The sequence below is a fragment of the Pseudomonas sp. FeS53a genome (assembly GCF_000931385.1).
Classification (GTDB): domain Bacteria; phylum Pseudomonadota; class Gammaproteobacteria; order Pseudomonadales; family Pseudomonadaceae; genus Metapseudomonas; species Metapseudomonas otitidis.
Genome location: NZ_JYFT01000034.1, coordinates 73,594 through 93,860, shown reverse-complemented (window position 1 = coordinate 93,860; position 20,267 = coordinate 73,594). Strand labels below are relative to the sequence as shown.

Below are 20,267 nucleotides of genomic sequence, written 5' to 3'. Positions count from 1 at the left end.
CCCCTTCGTTTCAACGAACCCCGAATTCAAGCCGCATCAGGCAGGACGACAACATGATGGACGCCTTCGAACTCCCCAGCACCCTGGTCCAGGCCCTGCAGCGCCGCGCTGCCGAACAGCCGGAACGCCTCGCCTTGCGCTTTCTCGAGGGCGAGGGTGACGGCGTGGTCATCAGCTACCGGGAGCTGGATCGGCGCGCCCGGGTGATCGCCGCCGCCCTGCAGGCGGAAGCGGAGTTCGGTGACCGCGCGGTGCTGCTGTTCGACAGCGGCCCCGACTACGTCGCGGCGTTCTTCGGCTGCCTCTACGCCGGCGTCATCGCCGTGCCGGCCTACCCGCCGGAGTCCGCACGCCGCCATCACCAGCTGCGCCTGCTGTCGATCATCGACGACGCCGAGCCGGCCCTGGTGCTGACCAGCGCCGCCCTGCGCGAACCCCTGCAGCAGCTGAGCACCGACCTGGGCTCTGCCGGCCCGGCGCTGCTCTGCGTCGAGGACCTGCAGGACGAACTGGCCAACGCCTGGTGCGAGCCGGTGCTGGCCGCCGACGACATCGCCTTCCTGCAATACACCTCCGGCTCCACCTCGCTGCCCAAGGGCGTGCAGGTGAGCCACGGCAACCTGGTGGCCAACGAGCTGCTGATCCGCCGCGGCTTCGGCATCGGCGCGGACGATGTGATCGTCAGCTGGCTGCCGCTCTACCACGACATGGGCCTGATCGGCGGCCTGCTGCAACCCATCTTCAGCGGCGTGCCCTGCGTGCTCATGTCGCCGCGCTACTTCCTCGAACGCCCGGTGCGCTGGCTGGAGGCCATCGCCCAGTACGGCGGCACCGTCAGCGGCGGCCCCGATTTCGCCTACCGCCTGTGCTGCGAGCGGGTCAGCGCCGCGGCCCTGGCGCGGCTGGACCTCAGCGGCTGGCGCGTGGCCTTCTCCGGCTCCGAGCCGATCCGCCAGGACAGCCTCGAACGCTTCGCCGGCCAGTTCGCCGCCTGCGGCTTCTCCGCCGCCAGCTTCCTCGCCTGCTACGGCCTGGCCGAGGCGACCCTGTTCGTCACCGGCGGCGTGCGCGGCCAGGGCATTCCCGCCCTCGGTGTGGACGGCGCCGCGCTGGCTCGGAACCGCATCGAGCCGGGCGCCGACAGCCTGCTGATGAGCTGCGGCTTCGGCCAGCCCGGGCACGGGGTGATGATCGTCGAACCGGCCACCGGCGCCGTACTTGGCGAGAACCTGGTGGGCGAGATCTGGGCCAGCGGCCCGAGCATCGCCCACGGCTACTGGCGCAACCCGGAAGCCACCGCCAAGGCCTTCGTCGACCGTGACGGCACCAGTTGGCTGCGCACCGGCGACCTGGGCTTTTTGCGCGACGGCGAGCTGTTCGTCAGCGGCCGCCTCAAGGACATGCTCATCGTCCGGGGCCACAACCTTTACCCGCAGGACATCGAGCGCACCGTCGAGACCGAGGTCGAGCTGGTGCGTAAGGGCCGTGTCGCCGCCTTCGCCGTGAAGCAGGACGGCGAGGAGGGCATCGGCATCGCCGTGGAGATCGGCCGCAGCGTGCAGAAGGCCCATGCGCCGGAAACCCTGATCCGCATGATCCGCCAGGCGGTGGCCGACGCCTGCCAGGAGGCGCCGCGCGTGGTGCTGCTGCTCAACCCCGGCGCGCTGCCCAAGACCTCCAGCGGCAAGCTGCAACGCTCCGCCTGCCGCAGCGGCCTGGAAGACGGCGGCCTCGACGCCTACGCCTGCTTCCCCGATGCCGCCGCCAGCGCCACGCCGGTTGCCAGCAGCGAGGCGGCCGGTGACCTGCAACAGCGCATCGCCGCCCTCTGGGCCGAGCAGTTGCAGGTGCCGGTGGTGAACGCCGACGACAGCTTCTTCCTGCTTGGTGGCAACTCCATCGGCGCCGCCCAGGTGATGGCGCGCCTGCGCGACGAACTGGGCCTGGAGCTGGAACTGCGCCAACTCTTCGAGGCCCGCTCCCTGGCTGAATTCACCGCCGCCGTGCAGGCCCAGCAGGCCAGCGGTGCACCGGGCCAGGGCGCCATCCCGCGCCTGCCGCGCAACCAGGACCTGCCGCAATCCCCGGCGCAGAACCGCCTCTGGTTCCTCTGGCAGCTGGACCCGCAAAGCGCCGCCTACAACATCCCCGGCGGCCTGCGCCTGCGCGGCGAGCTGGACGAAGGCGCCGTGCTGCGCAGCTTCCAGCAACTGGTGCAGCGCCACGAAGCGCTGCGCACGCGCTTCCTCGAACGCGATGGCGTCGCCCTGCAACGTATCCTGCCGTCCCAGGAGCTGAGCCTGTCGCGCCTCGACCTCGGCCACCTCGACGGTGCCGAGCGCGACGCCCGTGTCGCCCAACTGCGCGAGCAGGAGGCCCAGGTGCCCTTCGACCTGGAGCAGGGTCCGCTGCTGCGCCTGACCCTGGTGCGCCTGGACGACGAACAGCACCAGCTGTGGCTGACCCTGCACCACATCGTCGCCGATGGCTGGTCGCTGAACCTGCTGCTGGACGAATTCTCCCGCCTCTACGGCGCCGCCTGCGGTGGCCCGGCGGCGGACCTGGCGCCCTTGCCCCTGGGCTACGCTGACTTCGCCGCCTGGCAGCGCCAGTGGCTGGCCGAGGGCGAGGCCGAGCGCCAGCTGGCCTGGTGGCGCGAGCAACTGGGCGACGAGGCCCCGGCCCTGCAACTGCCCACCGACCGCCCGCGCACCGCCCAGCGCAGCCACGCCGCCGCGCGCCACAGCCTGCGCCTGGATGACGACCTGGCCAAGGCCCTGCGCACGCTGGCCCAGGCCGAGCATTCGACCCTGTTCATGGTGCTGCTGGCGGCTTTCCAGGGCCTGCTGTTCCGCCTCAGCGGGCAGGCGGACATCCGCGTCGGCGTGCCCGGCGCCAACCGCCAGCGCCTGGAAACCCAGGGCCTGGTCGGCTTCTTCATCAACACCCTGGTGCTGCGTGGCCAGCTCGACGGCCGCCGTACCTTCAGCGCACTGCTGGCCCAGGCCCGCGAGGCCACCCTCGGTGCCCAGGCGCACCAGGACCTGCCCTTCGACCGCCTGGTGGACGCCCTCGGCGGCGAGCCGTTCCAGGTCATGTTCAACCACCAGCAGCGCGACCTCTCCGCGCTACGCCGCCTGCCGGGCCTGCTCGCCGACGAGCTGCCCTGGCACAGCCGCGAGGCCAAGTTCGACCTGCAACTGCACAGCGAGGAAGACGCCCGTGGCCGCCTGACCCTGGCCTTCGACTACGCCACCGAACTGTTCGACGCCGGCAGCGTGCGCCGCCTGGCCGAGCGCTTCGTCAGCCTGCTGCGCCAGGTAGCCGAGCAACCTGAGCGGGCCCTGGGCGATATCCAGTTGCTGGACGAGGCCGAGCGCAGCCAACTGGCCGGCTGGGCCCGCGCACCGCAGCCCGTCGCCAGCCGTTGGTTGCCCGAGCTGCTGGAACTGCAGGCTGCCGCCGACCCGCAGCGCATCGTCCTCAGGTGGGCCGAGGGGCAGCTGGACAGCGCCACGCTGCACCGCCGCGCCAACCGCCTGGCTCATCGCCTGCAGGCCCTCGGCGTCGGTCCCGACGTGCCGGTGGCCATCGCCGCCGAACGCTCGCCGGAAATGCTGGTCGGCCTGCTGGCCATCATCAAGGCCGGAGGCGCCTATGTGCCGCTGGACGTGGACTACCCCCGCGAACGCCTCGCCTACATGCTGCAGGACTGCGGCGCGCGCCTGCTGCTGACCCAGTCGCACCAGATCGAGCGCCTGCCGATTCATGAGGGCGTGCGCGTCATCGAGCTGGACCGGGAGGAGGGCGACTGGCCCGACAGCCCGCCGACCGCCGCCGTGCAGGGCGACAACCTCGCCTATGTCATCTACACCTCCGGCTCCACCGGCCAGCCCAAGGGCGTCGGCAACACCCACGCCGCCCTGGCCGAACGCCTGGCCTGGATGCAGGCGCAGTACCGCCTGGACGCCAGCGACGTGCTGCTGCAAAAGGCGCCGGTGAGCTTCGACGTCTCCGTCTGGGAATGCTTCTGGCCGCTGGTCAGCGAGGCACGCCTGGTATTGGCCGCGCCCGGCGAGCACCGCGACCCGCGCCGCCTGGTGCAGTTGGTGCGCGATCACGGCGTGACCACGCTGCACTTCGTGCCGCCGCTGCTGCAGCTGTTCATCGAGGAGGCGGGCGTCAGCGAATGCACCTCCCTGCGCCGCCTGTTCTCCGGTGGTGAGGCGCTGCCCGCCGCCCTGCGCGACCGGGTGCTGGAGCGCCTGCCGGCGGTGCGCCTGGACAACCGCTACGGCCCCACCGAAACCGCCATCAACGTCACCCACTGGCAATGCCGCTTTGACGACGGCGAGCGCTCGCCCATTGGCCAGCCCCTGGGCAACGTGCTCTGCCATGTGCTGGATGCCGAACTCTCGGCGCTGCCGGTCGGCGTGCCGGGCGAGCTGTGCATCGGTGGCGCGGGTCTCGCCCGGGGTTACCTGGGCCGCGCGGCGCTGACCGCCGAACGCTTCGTGCCCGACCCCTTCGGCGAGCCGGGCGCGCGCCTGTACCGCACCGGTGACCGCGCCCGCTGGGGCGCCGACGGTGCGCTGGACTACCTGGGCCGCCTCGACAGCCAGGTCAAGCTGCGCGGCTTCCGCGTCGAGCCCGAGGAGATCCGCGCGCGCCTGCTGGCCCAGCCCGGCGTCGGCCAGGCCGTGGTGGTGCTGCGTGATGGCCCCGGCGGCCCGCGCCTGGTGGGCTACTACTGCGCCCAGGACTCCACCGAAGAGGAAGCCCGGCAGACCGAGCGCCTGCTGCAGGCCCTGCGTGACGAGCTGCCGGAGTACATGGTCCCGGCGCAGCTGATGCGCCTGGACGCACTGCCCGTCGGCCCCAGCGGCAAGCTGGACCGCCGCGCGCTGCCCGAGCCCACCTGGCAGCAGGCCGAGCACCGCGAGCCGGCCACTGAGCTGGAGCAACGGGTCGCCGCCATCTGGCGCGAGGTGCTGGGCATCCAGCGCATCGGCCTGGACGACGACTTCTTCGCCTTGGGCGGCCACTCGCTGCTGGCTACCCAGATCGTCTCCCGCACCCGCCAGGCCTGCGACGTCGAGCTGCCGCTGCGCGCGCTGTTCGAGGCCAGCACCCTGGCTGGTTTCTGCGCCGAAGTGGAGCGCATCCAGGCCAGCGGCCAGGTGGACAGCCAGGGCGTGATCGCCCGCGTCGACCGCAGCCGCCCGGTGCCGCTGTCCTATTCCCAGCAGCGCATGTGGTTCCTCTGGCAGCTGGAGCCGGACAGCCCCGCCTACAACGTCGGTGGCCTGGCACGCCTCAGCGGCCCGCTGGACGTGGCCCGCTTCGAGGCGGCCTTGCAGGCCCTGGTGCAGCGCCACGAGACCCTGCGCACCACCTTCCCCAGCGAGAACGGCGTGCCGCGCCAGCAGGTGGCCGAGCAATCGAACCTGGTCATGGGCTGGGAGGATTTCTCCGCCCTGGATGCCGACGCCCGCCAGGCCCGCCTGCAGGCCCTGGCCGATGACGAGGCCCACCGGCCCTTCGACCTGGAGACCGGCCCGCTGCTGCGGGTGATCATGGTCAAGGGTGGCGAGCGCGAGCACCACCTGGTGGTGACCCTGCACCACATCGTCACCGAAGGCTGGGCGATGGACATTTTCGCCCGCGAGCTGGGCGCGCTTTACGAGGCCTTCCTCGACGACCGCGAATCGCCCCTGGCGCCCTTGCCGGTGCAGTACCTCGACTACAGCGCCTGGCAGCGCCAGTGGCTGGAAGCCGGCGAGCGCCAGCGCCAGCTGGACTACTGGACGGCCCAGCTGGGCCACGAGCACCCGCTGCTGGAGCTGCCGACGGACCGCCCACGCCCGCCGGCCCAGAGCCACCGGGGCGAACTGTACCGCTTCGACCTGCCGGCCGCACTGGCCGAGCGCTTGCGCGCCTTCAACGCGGCCAACGGCCTGACCCTGTTCATGACCATGACCGCCACTCTGGCCGTGCTGCTGCACCGCTACAGCGGCCAGCAGGACCTGCGCATCGGCGCGCCGGTGGCCAACCGCATCCGCCCGGAAAGCGAAGGGCTGATCGGCGCCTTCCTCAACACCCAGGTGCTGCGTTGCCAGCTCGACGGGCAGATGAGCGTCGCCGCGCTGCTGGAGCAGGTGCGCCACACCGTGATCGAGGGCCAGTCGCACCAGGACCTGCCCTTCGACCAGCTCGTCGAGGCCCTGCAGCCGCCGCGCAGCAGCGCCTACAACCCGCTGTTCCAGGTGATGTGCAACGTGCAGCGCTGGGAGTTCCAGCAGACCCGCGAGCTGGCGGGGATGAAGGTCGAGTACATCGCCAACGACGCCCGCGCCACCAAGTTCGACCTCAACCTGGAAGTCACCGACCTCGACCATCGCCTCGGCTGCTGCTTCACCTACAGCTCCGACCTGTTCGACGAGCCGCGCATCGCGCGCATGGCCACCCACCTGTGCAACCTGCTGGAGGCGCTGCTGGGCGACCCCGCACAGCGCCTGGCCGAGCTGCCGCTGCAGAGCGAAAGCGAGCATCTGGCGCAGCTCGAAAGCCTGGGCGAGGAGCCCGGCGAGCACCGCCTCGATGGCTGCATCCATCGGCTGTTCGCCGAGCAGGCCGCGCGCACGCCCACGGCACCGGCCCTGACCTTCGCCGGGGAAACCCTCGACTACGCCACCCTGGATGCCCGCGCCAACCGCCTGGCCCACCTGCTGCGCGAGCGCGGCGTCGGCCCCGAGGTGCGGGTCGGCCTGGCCCTGGAGCGTTCGGCGGCGATGGTGGTCGGCCTGCTGGCCATCCTCAAGGCCGGTGGCGCCTACGTGCCGCTGGACCCGGAATACCCCACCGAACGCCTGCACTACATGATCGAGGACAGCGGCATCGTCCTGCTGCTGGGCCAGGCCGCGCTGTTCGACACCCTCGGCGGGCTGCCGGCCGGCGTCGGCCGCTGGTGCCTGGACGAGGACGAGGCCGCGCTGGCCGCTTACCCCGCCAGCGCGCCGGTGGACCTCGCGCGGCCGCAGCACCAGGCGTACCTCATCTACACCTCCGGCTCCACCGGCAAGCCCAAGGGCGTGGCGGTCAGCCATGGCGAGATCGCCATGCACTGCCAGGCGGTGATCCGTCGCTTCGGCATGCGCGCCGACGACTGCGAGCTGCACTTCTATTCCATCAACTTCGACGCCGCCAGCGAGCGCCTGCTGACGCCGCTGCTGTGCGGCGCGCGCCTGGTGCTGCGCGCCCAGGGCCAGTGGGGTGCCGAGGACATCTGCCAGCTCATCCGCGAGCAGGGCGTCACCATCCTCGGTTTCACCCCCAGCTACGGCAGCCAGCTGGCCCAGTGGCTCGGCGCGCGGGGCGAGACCCTGCCGGTGCGCCTGGTGATCACCGGGGGCGAGGCGCTGACCGCCGAGCACCTGCAACGCATCCGCGCGGGCTTCGCGCCCCAGGCCTTCTTCAACGCCTACGGCCCCACCGAGACGGTGGTGATGCCCCTGGCCTCCCTGGCTCCGGCGCAGCTGGAGGAGGGCGCCGCCAGCGTGCCCATCGGCCGCATGGTCGGCGCGCGGGTGGCCTGCATCCTCGACGCTGACTTGGCCCTGGTGCCGCCCGGCGCCATCGGCGAGCTCTATGTCGGCGGCGCCGGCCTCGCCCGTGGCTATCACCAGCGCCCGGGCCTCACCGCCGAACGCTTCGTGCCCAACCCCTTCGCCACCGACGGCGGGCGCCTGTACCGCACCGGCGATCTCGTGCGCCAGCGTGATGACGGCCAGCTGGAGTACCTCGGCCGCATCGACCAGCAGGTGAAGGTGCGCGGCTTCCGCATCGAGCTGGGCGAGATCGAAGCGCGCCTGCTGGAACACCCGGCGGTGCGCGAAACCGTGGTGCTGGCCCTGGACAGCCCCAGCGGCAAGCAGCTGGCCGGCTATGTGGCCTGCGCGGCGGCAGAAGAGGGCGCCGATGCGCAACAGGCGCTGCGCGAAACCCTCAAGGCGCACCTGCGCGCTCAGCTGCCGGAGCACATGGTGCCCGCGCACCTGGTGCTGCTCGCCAGCCTGCCGCTGACCCCCAACGGCAAGCTCGACCGCCGCGCGTTGCCCGCGCCGGACCCGGAGCACAACCGCCAGCAGTACCTGGCACCGACCAGCGAGCTGGAGCAGAGCCTGGCGGCCATCTGGCGCGAGGTGCTCAACGTCGAGCAGGTCGGGCTCACCGACAACTTCTTCGAGCTGGGCGGCGATTCAATCCTCTCCATCCAGGTGGTCAGCCGTGCCCGCCAGCAGGGCATCCACTTCAGCCCGCGCGACCTGTTCCAGCACCAGACGGTGCAGACCCTGGCCGCCGTCGCCCGCCGCGAGGCGCTGACCCAGGTGGACCAGGGCCCGGTGACCGGCGACATGCCGCTGACGCCGATCCAGCACTGGTTCTTCCAGCAGGCGCCGGAAAACGTCGCCCACTGGAACCAGTCGCTGCTGCTGGAAGCCGGCGAGCGCCTGGATGCGGGCCATCTGGAGCAGGCCCTGCAAGGCCTGGTGGAACACCACGACGCCCTGCGCCTGTCCTTCACCCGTGACGGCGACACCTGGCACGCCGAACACCGCACCCCCGCCAGCGAGGCCGACGGCCTGCTGTGGCAAGCGCAGGTCGCTGATTCCACCGAGGCGGAAACCCTGCTGGCCGATGCCCAGCGCAGCCTCGACCTGGCCCATGGCCCGCTGCTGCGCGCCTTGCTGTTGGAAGGCCCGGACGGCCGCCAGAAACTGCTGCTGGCCATCCACCACCTGGTGGTGGACGGCGTCTCCTGGCGCGTGCTGCTGGACGACCTGCAAGCCGGCTATCGCCAACTGCAGGCCGGGCAGCCTCTGGCGCTGCCGGCGCGCACCAGCGCCTTCAAGGCCTGGGGCGAACGCCTGGCGGCCTATGCCGGCAGCGAGCCGCTGCGCGAAGAACTGCCCTGGTGGCAGGCGCAGCTCGGCGGCGACGACGCGCCGCTGCCCTGCGACCGCGATGCCGCAGAGGACTTGGAGCGCGACGCCCAGCGCCTCACCCTGCGCCTGGATGCCGAGCACACCCGCCAGCTGCTGCAGCAGGCGCCGGCCGCCTACCGCACCCGCGTCGACGACCTGCTGCTCACCGCCCTGGCCCGCGTGCTGTGCCGCTGGGCCGCGCGTGATTCGGTGCTGGTGCAACTGGAAGGCCACGGCCGCGAGCCGCTGTTCGACGACATCGACCTCAGCCGCACCGTCGGTTGGTTCACCAGCGCCTACGCGCTGCGCCTGGCCCCGGCCGAAGGGCTCGGCGCTGCCATCAAGGCGATCAAGGAACAGCTGCGCCAGGTGCCCCACAAGGGCCTCGGCTTCGGCGTGCTGCGTTACCTGGCCGACCCGGCCACCCGCGCCGCCATGGCCGCGCTGCCGCCGGCGCGCATCACCTTCAACTACCTGGGCCAGTTCGACGGCAGCTTCGCCGAGGGCGCGCTGCTGCGCCCGCTGGAAGAAAGCGCCGGCCCGGCCCACGACGCCGACGCCACGCTGTCCAACTGGCTGAGCGTGGACGGCCAGGTGTTCGGCGGCGAGCTGCTGCTGAACTGGACCTACAGCCAGGCGCGCTATGACCGCGCCACGGTGCAGGGCCTGGGCGAGGCCTTCATCGCCGAGCTGCAGGCGCTCATCGCCCATTGCCTGGAGGAGGGCGCCGGTGGCCCGACGCCGTCGGACTTCCCCCTGGCACACCTGAGCCAGGAGCAGATCGACCAGCTGCCGGTGCCGGCCGCCGCCATCGACGACATCTACCCGCTCACGCCCATGCAGGAAGGCCTGCTGCTGCACACCCTGCTGGAGCCGGGCACCGGCATCTACTACATGCAGGACCGTTACCGCATCAACAGCGCGCTGGACGTGGAGCGCTTCACCCGCGCCTGGCACGCGGTGGTGGCGCGGCACGAGGCGCTGCGCGCTTCCTTCGTGTGGAACGCCGGCGAAACCATGCTGCAGGTGATCCACAAGCCCGGTGCCACCGAGGTGGACCTGCTGGACTGGAGCGACCTGCCCGAGGAGGGCCACGAGGAGCGCCTGCAAGCGCTGCACCGCACCGAGCGCGAGGCCGGCTTCGACCTGCTGCACCAGCCGCCCTTCCACCTGCGCCTGATCCGCCTGGGCGAGGCGCGCTACTGGTTCATGATGAGCAACCACCACATCCTCATCGACGCCTGGTGCCGTGGCCTGCTGATGAGCGACTTCTTCGAGGTCTACGCCGCCCTGGGCGAGGGCCGCGAGCCGCAGCTGCCATTGGCGCCGCGTTACCGCGACTACATCGGCTGGCTGCAACGCCAGGACCTGGGCCAGGCCCGTGCCTGGTGGCAGGGCAACCTGGCGGGCTTCGAGCGCACCACGTACCTGCCCAGCGACCGGCCGATCCTCCGCGAGCACGCCAACGACAGCGGCGGCATGCAGGTGGGCGACCGCATCACCCGCCTGGACGCCGCCGACGGCGCCCGCCTGCGGGAGCTGGCGCAGCGTCACCAGCTCACCGTCAACACCCTGGCCCAGGCGGCCTGGGCCCTGGTGCTGGCGCGCTACAGCGGCGAGCGCGACCTGGTCTTCGGCGTCACCGTGGCCGGGCGCCCGGTGGGCCTGCCGGAGATGCAGCGCACCGTCGGGCTGTTCATCAACAGCATCGCCCTGCGGGTGAAGCTGCCCGCGCCGGGCCAGCGCCTGAGCGTGCGTGACTGGTTGCAAGGGCTGCTGGCCAGCAACCTGGAGCTGCGCGAGCACGAGTACCTGCCGCTGGTGGCCATCCAGGAATGCAGCGAGCTGCCCAAGGGCCAGCCGCTGTTCGACAGCCTCTTCGTGTTCGAGAACGCGCCGGTGGAAGTCGCGGTGCTGGACCGGGCGCAGAGCCTTTCCGCCAGCTCGGATTCCGGTCGCACCCACACCAACTTCCCGCTCACCGTGGTCTGCTACCCGGGCGACGACCTGGGCCTGCACCTGTCCTACGACCGGCGCTACTTCGAGGAAGCGACCATCGACCGCCTGCTGGGCGAGTTCAAGCGCCTGCTGCTGGCCCTCGGCGAGCACATCGAGGCCGACATGAGCGCGCTGCCGCTGCTGGGGGATGCCGAGCGCGAGCTGCTGCTCAACGGCGTCAACGACAGTGCCCGCGACTACCCGCTGGAGCAGGGCTACGTGCGCCTGTTCGAGGCCCGCGTCGCCGCGCACCCGCAGCGCATTGCCGCCCGCTGCCTCGACCGCCAGTGGAGCTACGCCGAGCTGAACCGCCACGCCAACCGCCTGGGCCACGCCCTGGGCACCGCCGGCGTCGGCCTCGACCAGCCGGTGGCGTTGCTGGGCGAGCGCGGGCTCGACCTGCTGGGCATGATGGTCGGCACCTTCAAGGCTGGCGCCGGCTACCTGCCGCTGGACCCGGCGCTGCCCACCCCGCGCCTGACGCGCATTCTCGAACTCAGCCGCGCCCCGGCGCTGGTGGCCACCCGTGCCTGCCGCGACCAGGCCATGCTGCTGCTGGAGGAGCTCGGCTGCGGCCAGCGTCCGCGCCTGCTGGTGTGGGAGGACGTGCTGCAAGGCGCCTGGCCGGAGCAGGACCCGGGCATCCACAGCGGCCCGGGCAATCTGGCCTACGTCATCTACACCTCCGGCTCCACCGGCCTGCCCAAGGGCGTGATGGTCGAGCAGGCCGGCATGCTCAACAACCAGCTGAGCAAGGTGCCGTACCTGGCGCTGACCGAGGCGGACGTGATCGCCCAGACCGCCTCGCAGAGCTTCGACATCTCGGTGTGGCAGTTCCTCGCCGCGCCGTTGTTCGGTGCGTGCACCGAGATCGTCCCCAACGCCATCGCCCACGACCCGCAGGCGCTGCTGGCCCATGTGCGCGAGCGCGGCATCACCGTGCTGGAGAGCGTGCCGTCGCTGATCCAGGGCATGCTCGCCGAAGACCGCGCCGTACTCGGCGCCCTGCGCTGGATGCTGCCCACCGGGGAAGCCATGCCGCCGGAGCTGGCGCGCCAGTGGCTGGAGCGCTACCCAGCGGTGGGGCTGGTCAACGCCTACGGCCCGGCCGAGTGCTCGGACGACGTGGCCTTCTTCCGTGTCGACGCCGCCTCCACCGAGGGCACCTACCTGCCCATCGGCAGCCCCACCGACAACAACCGCCTGTACCTGCTGGACGACGCCTTCGAGCTGGCGCCCCTGGGCGCCGTGGGCGAACTCTGCGTCGCCGGCACCGGCGTCGGCCGTGGCTACGTCGGCGACCCGCTGCGCACCGCCCAGGCCTTCGTGCCCAACCCCTTCGGCGCGCCGGGCGAGCGCCTGTACCGCACCGGCGACCTGGCCCGCCGCCGCGCCGATGGCGTGCTGGAGTACGTCGGCCGTGTCGACCACCAGGTGAAGATCCGTGGCTACCGCATCGAGCTGGGCGAGATCGAAGCCCGCCTGTTCGAGCGCCAGGACGTGCGCGACGCCGCCGTCAGCGTGCAGGAAGGCCCCACCGGCAAGTACCTGGTGGGCTACCTGGTGCCGCGCGAGGCCGAGCGCTTCGCCCGCGCCGCCTCGCCGGCCAGCCGCCTGGCGGAAGAGGGCGCCTGGTTCGAAGCCATCAAGCAGCAGCTGCGCGGCGACCTGCCGGACTACATGGTGCCGCTGCACTGGCTCGTGCTCGAGCGCCTGCCGCTGAACGCCAACGGCAAGCTCGATCGCAAGGCCCTGCCGCCCCTGGAGTTCGGCCCGCTGCAGGCGCAGGACTACCTGGCCCCGCGCAGCGAACTGGAAACCACCCTGGCCGGCATCTGGGCCGAGGTGCTCAAGGTCGAGCGGGTGGGCGTGCGCGACAACTTCTTCGAACTCGGCGGCCACTCCCTGCTCGCCACCCAGATCGCCTCCCGCGTGCAGAAGACCCTGCAACGCAACGTGCCCCTGCGGGCCATGTTCGAGTGCAGCACGGTGGAGGAGCTGGCGAGCTACATCGAGTCGCTGGAAGGCAGCGTCGTCACCGAGGAGAAGGCCGCACGGCTGGAGGACCTGATGGCCAGGCTGGAGATGCTGTAACGGCAGCAGGGCACGCGGAGCGGGGAGGGCTCCGCGTGCCCCGGCTGGATGGGCAGGTGCACGGTGTTTTCAGAAAATACCTGAACGCCTGCACATAAATGGCTGATAAACCGCTTAAGAAGAACGTGCTAGCGCCGATAGCAGAGGACGGCCCTGCGTCCGTGCCCGGTCGATTGCCGACCGGACGCCGACAATGCCTGTGGCCACCTCATGCCTTTGCACCTTTTTGAGTGAGTTCCTCCATGCGAACCCTGAAATTCAGCCACAAGATCATGGTGGCAGCCTCCCTGGTGGTGATCGCTGCCTTCGCCTCCTTCGCGCTGTACAACGATTACCTGCAGCGGAACGCCATCCGCCAGAACCTTGCCAACTACCTCAACGATGTAGGCCAGGTCTCCACGGGCAACATCCAGCACTGGCTGGTGGGCCGCATGCAATTGCTGGAGAACCTGGCCGAGTCCATCGAGGACGACAGCAGCGAGGCGGCGTTGGCCAAGAGCCTGCAGCACCGCAGCATCGCCTCCGCCTTCCTTTATGCGTACTACGGCCAGGCGAGCGGCACCTACACCCAGTTCCCGCCCAGCGAACTGCCCGCCGGCTACGACCCGCGCCAGCGGCCCTGGTACAAGAAGGCGGCGCAGACCAGCGGCCCCGGCCTGACCGAGCCCTACCTGGCCGCCGACCCGCGCGACGGCCTGCTGATCACCATCACCCGCCCGGTGAACGCCTCGGGCACCCTGCAGGGCGTCGTCGGCGGTGACCTCAAGCTGAAGACGGTCGACGAGATCCTCAACTCCTTCGACCTGGGCGGCATGGGCTACGCCTTCCTGGTGGACGACAAGGGCACGGTGCTGGTCCACCCCGACCAGCAACGGGTCCTGAAGAAGCTGCCGGACCTGTTCGCCGGCACCGCGCCGCGCCTGGAGTCCGCCCTGCAGAGCGTGAACGACCGCAGCGGCGAGGCGCGGATCGTGACCTTCCTGCCGGTGGAAGGGCTGACCGGGGTGCGCTGGTACGTGGGCCTGTCCGTCGACGAGTCCAAGGCCTTCGCCGCCCTGCAGGAATTCCGCGTTTCCGCGCTGATGTCGACCATCATCGGCGTGGTCGCCATTCTCCTGCTGCTGGGCGGGCTGATCCGCATCCTGCTGCGCCCGCTGCACGTGATGAGCCACGCCATGAGCGGCATCGCCGAGGGCGAGGGCGACCTGACCCAGCGCCTATCGATCGACTCCCGTGACGAGTTCGGCGAGCTGGCCGATGCCTTCAACCGCTTCGTCGAGCGCATCCACAAATCCATCCGCGAAGTGGCGTCCGCCACGCGCGAAGTGCACGAGCGGGTGACCACTGTGGTGCAGGCGTCGAACGCCTCCATGACCAACTCCAGCGAGCAGGCCGCCCGCACCGACAGCGTGGCCGCTGCCATCAACGAACTGGGCGCCGCCGCCCAGGAGATCGCCCGCAACGCCGCCGACGCCTCGGAACAGGCCAGCGACGCCCGCCGCGACGCCGAGGAAGGGCAGGGCATGGTCGAGCGCACCCTGGTGGCGATGGGCGAGCTGTCGGAGAAGATCCAGGCGTCCAGCAACCACATCGAAGTGCTCAGCCAGAAGAGCAACGACATCGGCCAGATCCTCGACGTGATCAAAGGCATCTCCGAGCAGACCAACCTGCTGGCACTCAACGCCGCCATCGAAGCCGCCCGCGCCGGCGAGGCGGGACGCGGCTTCGCCGTGGTGGCCGACGAAGTGCGCAACCTGGCCCAGCGCACCCAGAGCTCGGCGCTGGAGATCCAGCAGATGATCGAACAGCTGCAGACCGGCGCCCGCGAGGCCGTGGCGACCATGGGCGAAAGCCGCCACTTCAGCGACGATAGCGTGCGCATCGGCGGCCAGGCCGGCGAAAACCTGCGTGGCGTCACCCGCCGCATCGGCGAGATCGACGGCATGAACCAGTCCGTGGCCACCGCCACCGAGGAACAGACCTCGGTGATCGAAAGCCTGAACATGGACATCACCGAGATCAACGTCCTCAACCAGGACGGTGTGCACAACCTGCAGGCCAGCCTGAAGGCCTGTACCGAGCTGGATCAGCAGGTCAGCCGGCTGAAGCAGCTGGTGGATACGTTCAGGATTTGATGGGGTGGTCCTGGCCCGGTGAACGGGCAGTGGATTGAGTCTTAGCGAATGAAACAGCCCGCCTGATGGCGGGCTGTTTTTTAGCGTGAAAATTGCTCGCCTGACATCAAGGAACTGAGTCCATGCATGACATCACCGATACCGAATCCGTAATACGAGAAGCGGAACGATTGCTGGATGAGGGGGACCCGCAGGTGGCACGCTCGATCCTCGCTCCCGGGGAGGGTATCGAGGCGTTCGAACGCAGAAGCTTCGAGATGCTCAGTGAGGCGGCTGAGCTGGGCCATGTCCCCGCAATCACTGCCTTGGCGAAGTGCTTCGATACAGGGGATCGGGTTGAGCAGGATTGCCAGCGGGCAGCCATCCTGTTCGAGCAGGCTGCTGCCTGTGGCCACCCGCAGGCGAAGCTCTATCACGGGTTGAATCTGTTCTACGGGTCGAATGGCATCAGGGCAGACCGGAAAGAGGCCATACGACTGTTGCAAGAGGCCGAAGCCGAGGGTGTGCAAGATGAGCGGACATCCCTCAGTTGATGGGCGCCCCCAACCGGCTTCGGTGCGAGGAGTGGGGTAGACGCTGAGCGTTAAGTCCTGCTGCCGCCGGTAGTGCGTCTCTGCCTTGTGGCCAACACGCTATCTGACGCGGTAAAGCACCAGCGTTCCGAGGTTGATCAGGCGACCTGGTACGTAACGCTCGACCACCAGCCGTTCTTCCCAGCGCTTCTCGTGGAGGGCATCCGGCTCATGGATGATGGTCAACAGATTGCCTTTGAGCTTGAAGCGCAGTGTGGTCTGGACGCGGTTACGGATCGCCATGCCCTTGCGGTCCATGCGCAGGGTGTTTGAGCCGAATACCCAGTAGCCACGCAGGGGGGAGTCGAAATCCAGATCCGACCATTTGCCTTGAAGATCGGCCAGGGTCAGCAGTGGTGGGCTGGCCTTCTCGGCTGCTTCGTAACTCGTCTGTGCGTCCGCTTTCGGAAGGGCACTCTTATCGGGTTGCTCGGCACTGTCGGTTGTCTTGGCCGGGGATGGGGTTTCATGCGCGATCACTTCCTGATTTTCAGGTGTGCCGCAGGGCCGGTCGGAGAACTGGGTCGTGCCATCGGCCACCTTGCACTTGAAGATGGCGGCTGAGGTCGAAGCGACGGGTGCGAGGAGCAAGGCAGAGGCAAGCAGGGCGCTGACAAGTTGCATTGAACATCCATGTAGTCGTGAGGGGTGTCGGATTCTACCTGTTGCTCTGGGATGCGACAGCACTCTGCACGGGGCCGGCGTGCACGAGTTGCCCGCTCGATGGGGCCTGTATGACTCTCACTCCATCGCCTGCCGGTACTGCCGTGGCGTGAAGCCGGTGAGCTGCTTGAACTGGCGGCTGAAGGCGCTGTGGTCGGTGTAGCCGCATTGCAGGGCGACGTCGGTGATGGGTAGGTCGGTCTGCAGCAGGCGGTGGGCGTGTTCCAGGCGGGCCTTGCTGATCATCTGCCGGGGCGTGAGGTGGAACACCCGCTTGCAGTGGCGCTCCAGCTGGGCGACGGAGAGGCGGGCGATGCGGGTGAGGGTCTCCAGGGTGATGGGCTCGTGGAAGTGCGTGCGGATGTGCTCGTCCACGGCGGCCAGGCGTTCGTAGGCGGGGTGGCTGGCGCTGGCCGATTGCAGGTCCACCGAGATGCCCACCAGGCCGATCACCTGCCCGGAGCGGTCGTGCAGGGGGCGTTTGTGGGTCAGGCACCAGCCGGGTTCGCGGCTGCCGTAGAGGTGCAGCTCCAGCTGGTCCTCCAGCACCTGGCCCTGTTCCAGCACGCGGCGGTCCTGCTCGGTGTAGCCGGGGCCGAGCTGGGCGGGGAAGACCTCGGCGCTGGTCTTGCCCAGCAGCGGTTGCAAGGCCTTCAGGCCGCAGCGCTGGACCAGGGTGCGGTTGGCCAGCAGGTAACGCGCCTGGGTGTCCTTGATGAAGATCGCCGCATTGGGGATCGCATCCAGCATCGGCAACAGCAGCCGTGCGCTGGCCAGCAGCGCGTCCATGCTCTCGGGGCGTTCCAGCCCCTCGTCGGCGAACAGTCCTTCCAGCGGGTTCTGCGGCATCGTCCTGCCTCCCAGTGCGCGGCGAGCCGGCAGGTTGCCGCAGGTGGAGGAAGCCTGTCGAGCCTTGCCCGGTCATTCCGCCAACTGTGCCGATTTCGTCATGGGAACCGAGGAAATGCATCAAGCCCGCAGGCGCCCGGGCGGGCCAACCTATGGCCGTTGCAGACCTCGGGGCGCCGTCGCGCCGGTTCGTCTCCGTGCCTGATTCGTCGCCAGGCCCCGGTGCTGCACAGGGATCTCTCCAGCCCATCCAATAACGCACAAGAAGGCTACGCCATGTCTGGAAAGTTCAAGAAACAGCTGTCCCTGACGGACCTCACCTTCATCGGCCTGGGGGCCATCTTCGGCTCCGGCTGGCTGTTCGCGGCGAGCCACGTCTCCGCCATCGCCGGCCCTGCGGGCATCTTCTCCTGGCTCCTCGGCGGCTTCGCGGTGCTGCTGCTGGGCATCATCTACTGCGAGCTGGGGGCGGCGCTGCCGCGTGCCGGCGGGGTGGTGCGCTACCCGGTGTTCTCCCACGGCCCGCTGCTGGGCTACCTGATGGGCTTCATCACGCTGATCGCCTTCTCCAGCCTGGTGGCGATCGAGGTGGTCGCCTCCCGCCAGTACGCGGCGGCCTGGTTCCCGGGCCTCACCGAGACGGGCTCCAGCGACCCGACGCTGATCGGCTGGCTGGTGCAGTTCGGCCTGCTGTGCCTGTTCTTCTGGCTCAACTACCGCAGCGTGAAGACCTTCGCCCGCGCCAACAACCTGGTCAGCGTGTTCAAGTTCATCGTGCCGCTGCTGGTCATCGGCGTGCTCTTCACCTTCTTCAAGCCCGAGAACTTCCAGGTGCAAGGCTTCGCGCCGTTCGGCCTCTCGGGCATCGAGATGGCGGTGTCGGCCGGCGGCATCATCTTCGCGTACCTGGGGCTGACGCCGATCATCTCGGTGGCCAGCGAGGTGAAGAATCCGCAGCGCACCATTCCCTTCGCGCTGATCCTCTCGGTGCTGCTCTCCACCGCCATCTACGTGCTGCTGCAGGTGGCCTTCCTCGGCGCGGTGCCGACCGAGCTGCTGGCCAATGGCTGGGCCGGGATGTCCAAGGAGTTCGCCCTGCCGTACCGCGACATCGCCCTGGTGCTCGGCGTGGGCTGGCTGGCCTACCTGGTGGTGGCCGACGCGGTGGTCTCGCCCAGCGGCTGCGGCAACATCTACATGAACGCCACGCCGCGGGTGATCTACGGCTGGGCGCAGACCGGCACCTTCTTCCGCCTCTTCACCCGCATCGATGAACAGTCCGGCATCCCGCGCCCGGCACTGTGGCTGACCTTCGGCCTGTCGGTGTTCTGGACCCTGCCGTTCCCCTCCTGGGAGGCGCTGATCAACGTGGTGTCCGCCGCCCTGGTGCTGAGCTACGCGGTGGCGCCGGTGACGGTGGCGGCCCTGCGCCGCAACGCGCCGGACATGCCGCGCCCGTTCCGCGTGCGGGGCCTGGCGGTGATGGGGCCGCTGTCCTTCGTGATCGCCGCGCTGATCGTCTACTGGTCCGGCTGGGACACCGTGTCCTGGCTGCTGAGCCTGCAGATCCTGATGTTCGTGATCTACCTGCTGTGCCGCCGCTTCGTGCCCACCGAGCACCTGGGCATCGCCCAGCAGGTGCGTTCGTCCGCCTGGCTGATCGGCTTCTACGCCGTGACCCTGCTGCTCTCCTGGCTGGGCAGCTTCGGCGGCCTGGGCGTGCTCGGCCACCCCTACGACACCCTCGCCGTGGCCGCCTGTGCCCTGGGCATCTACCACTGGGGCGCCACCACCGGCGTGCCGGCCGAGCTGATCCGCCTCAGCGGCGAGGACGAAAGCGAGGAGGGCACCGATGCGGACGTTGCGCCTTCCGCCACGGCCTTCCCCGGCCGCGCCTAACCCACTGTCTGCAACCCGATGACCGGAAGGAGTCTGACCATGAACGACCTCATCAACCTCAGCCTCGACCAGGTGCACGCCCTGGCACTGCGTGCGCTGACCGTCAACGGCATGGGCGAGGACCATGCCCGCGCCATCGCCGACACCATCACCCGGGGCCAGCGTGACGAATGCCACTCCCACGGCCTGTACCGGGTGCTGGTGTGCGTGCATTCGCTGCGCAGCGGCAAGGTGGACCCGCAGGCCCAGCCAAGGGTGAGCCGCCCGGCGCCGGCCATCGTCCGCGTCGACGCGCAGCGGGGCTATTCGCTGCTGGCGCTGCAGACCGGCCTGCCGCTGCTGGTGGAGCAGGCCCGCGAGCTGGGCGTCGCCGCCCTGGTGATCCGCAACTGCTTCCACTTCTCCGCGCTGTGGCCGGAGGTGGAGGCCATCGCCGCGGAAGGCCTGGTGGGGCTGGCCATGACCCCCAGCCACGCCTGGGTGGCCCCGGAAGGCGGCCGCCAGGGGGTGTTCGGCACCAACCCGCTGGCCTTCGCCTGGCCCCGCAAGGGGCGCGAGCCTTTCGTCTTCGACTTCGCCACCAGCGCCATCGCCCGGGGCGACATCGAGCTGCACGCCCGCCAGGGCAAGCCGATTCCCCTGGGCTGGGGGCTGGATGCCGAAGGGCGGCCCAGCACCGATGCGCGGGCCGTGCTGGAGGGCGCCATGCAGACCTTCGGCGGCCACAAGGGCTCGGCCCTGGCAGCGATGATCGAGCTGATGGCCGGCGCGCTGATCGGCGACCTCACCAGCGCCGAATCCCTGGCCTTCGACGGCGGCGCCGGTGCCACGCCGCTCCATGGCGAGCTGCTGCTGGCCTTCGACCCCGCGCGCTTTCTCGGCAGCGAGCTGGAGGCCGGCCGGCAGCGGGCCGAGGCGCTGTTCGCCGCCATCACCGACCAAGGCGCACGGCTGCCGTCGCAGCGGCGTTTCGCCGCCCGCCAGCGCAGCGAACGCGAAGGCGTCTGGGTCGGCCGGGCGCTGCTGGACGACATCCAGCGCCTGATCGACCACCCCCATTCCCCGACCTGACG

The 20,267-nt window shown here is 69.9% G+C and carries 7 protein-coding genes and 1 pseudogene; 6 read left to right on the top strand and 2 right to left on the bottom strand.

Annotated features, from left to right (window positions below; genetic code table 11):
• Nucleotides 1-53 precede the first annotated feature (53 nt).
• The 4 genes and pseudogenes from SZ55_RS09555 (at nt 54) to SZ55_RS09545 (ending at nt 15,744) form a co-directional block, all read left to right on the top strand.
• Nucleotides 54-13,076 carry a non-ribosomal peptide synthase/polyketide synthase gene (locus tag SZ55_RS09555; RefSeq protein WP_044404737.1) on the top strand — a complete coding sequence of 4,341 codons (13,023 nt, stop codon included), beginning with the start codon at nt 54-56 and terminating at the stop codon, nt 13,074-13,076.
• A 242-nt stretch (nt 13,077-13,318) separates the two neighbouring features.
• A pseudogene (locus SZ55_RS29055) lies at nt 13,319-14,353 on the top strand (HAMP domain-containing protein); the annotation flags it as partial.
• 93 nt (nt 14,354-14,446) lie between these two features.
• On the top strand, nt 14,447-15,211 hold the full coding sequence (locus SZ55_RS29050) for a methyl-accepting chemotaxis protein (protein ID WP_371320986.1): 765 nt from the start codon (nt 14,447-14,449) through the stop codon (nt 15,209-15,211).
• Nucleotides 15,212-15,333: 122 nt separating this feature from the next.
• Nucleotides 15,334-15,744, top strand: a complete 411-nt coding sequence (locus SZ55_RS09545) for a tetratricopeptide repeat protein (protein WP_044404731.1) — start codon at nt 15,334-15,336, stop codon at nt 15,742-15,744.
• 99 nt (nt 15,745-15,843) lie between these two features.
• Here the strand turns inward: SZ55_RS09545 and SZ55_RS09540 are convergent, their stop codons facing one another.
• Both SZ55_RS09540 and SZ55_RS09535 read right to left on the bottom strand, forming a co-directional pair.
• Nucleotides 15,844-16,407: a DUF4124 domain-containing protein gene (locus SZ55_RS09540; protein ID WP_044404728.1), complete on the bottom strand. Its 564-nt coding sequence runs from the start codon at nt 16,405-16,407 to the stop codon at nt 15,844-15,846.
• Between the two features lie 117 nt (nt 16,408-16,524).
• Entirely contained in the window at nt 16,525-17,295 is a 771-nt protein-coding gene (locus SZ55_RS09535) for an AraC family transcriptional regulator (protein ID WP_044404725.1), read from the bottom strand.
• Nucleotides 17,296-17,571: 276 nt separating this feature from the next.
• On the opposite strand from SZ55_RS09535, the gene SZ55_RS09530 reads away from it, so the two are divergent.
• Together SZ55_RS09530 and SZ55_RS09525 are read left to right on the top strand one after the other, a co-directional pair.
• Entirely contained in the window at nt 17,572-19,194 is a 1,623-nt protein-coding gene (locus SZ55_RS09530) for an APC family permease (RefSeq protein ID WP_044404722.1), read from the top strand.
• A gap of 39 nt (nt 19,195-19,233) precedes the next feature.
• Nucleotides 19,234-20,265: an Ldh family oxidoreductase gene (locus tag SZ55_RS09525; RefSeq protein WP_044404719.1), complete on the top strand. Its 1,032-nt coding sequence runs from the start codon at nt 19,234-19,236 to the stop codon at nt 20,263-20,265.
• Nucleotides 20,266-20,267: the final 2 nt, after the last annotated feature.

What these genes read in the sequence shown, in the direction of transcription:
- SZ55_RS09555 (WP_044404737.1), top strand. Translation starts at nt 54, where the DNA reads ATGATGGACGCCTTCGAACTCCCCAGCACCCTGGTCCAGGCCCTGCAG.
- SZ55_RS29050 (WP_371320986.1), top strand. Translation starts at nt 14,447, where the DNA reads ATGACCAACTCCAGCGAGCAGGCCGCCCGCACCGACAGCGTGGCCGCT.
- SZ55_RS09545 (WP_044404731.1), top strand. Translation starts at nt 15,334, where the DNA reads ATGCATGACATCACCGATACCGAATCCGTAATACGAGAAGCGGAACGA.
- SZ55_RS09540 (WP_044404728.1), bottom strand. Translation starts at nt 16,407, where the DNA reads ATGCAACTTGTCAGCGCCCTGCTTGCCTCTGCCTTGCTCCTCGCACCC.
- SZ55_RS09535 (WP_044404725.1), bottom strand. Translation starts at nt 17,295, where the DNA reads ATGCCGCAGAACCCGCTGGAAGGACTGTTCGCCGACGAGGGGCTGGAA.
- SZ55_RS09530 (WP_044404722.1), top strand. Translation starts at nt 17,572, where the DNA reads ATGTCTGGAAAGTTCAAGAAACAGCTGTCCCTGACGGACCTCACCTTC.
- SZ55_RS09525 (WP_044404719.1), top strand. Translation starts at nt 19,234, where the DNA reads ATGAACGACCTCATCAACCTCAGCCTCGACCAGGTGCACGCCCTGGCA.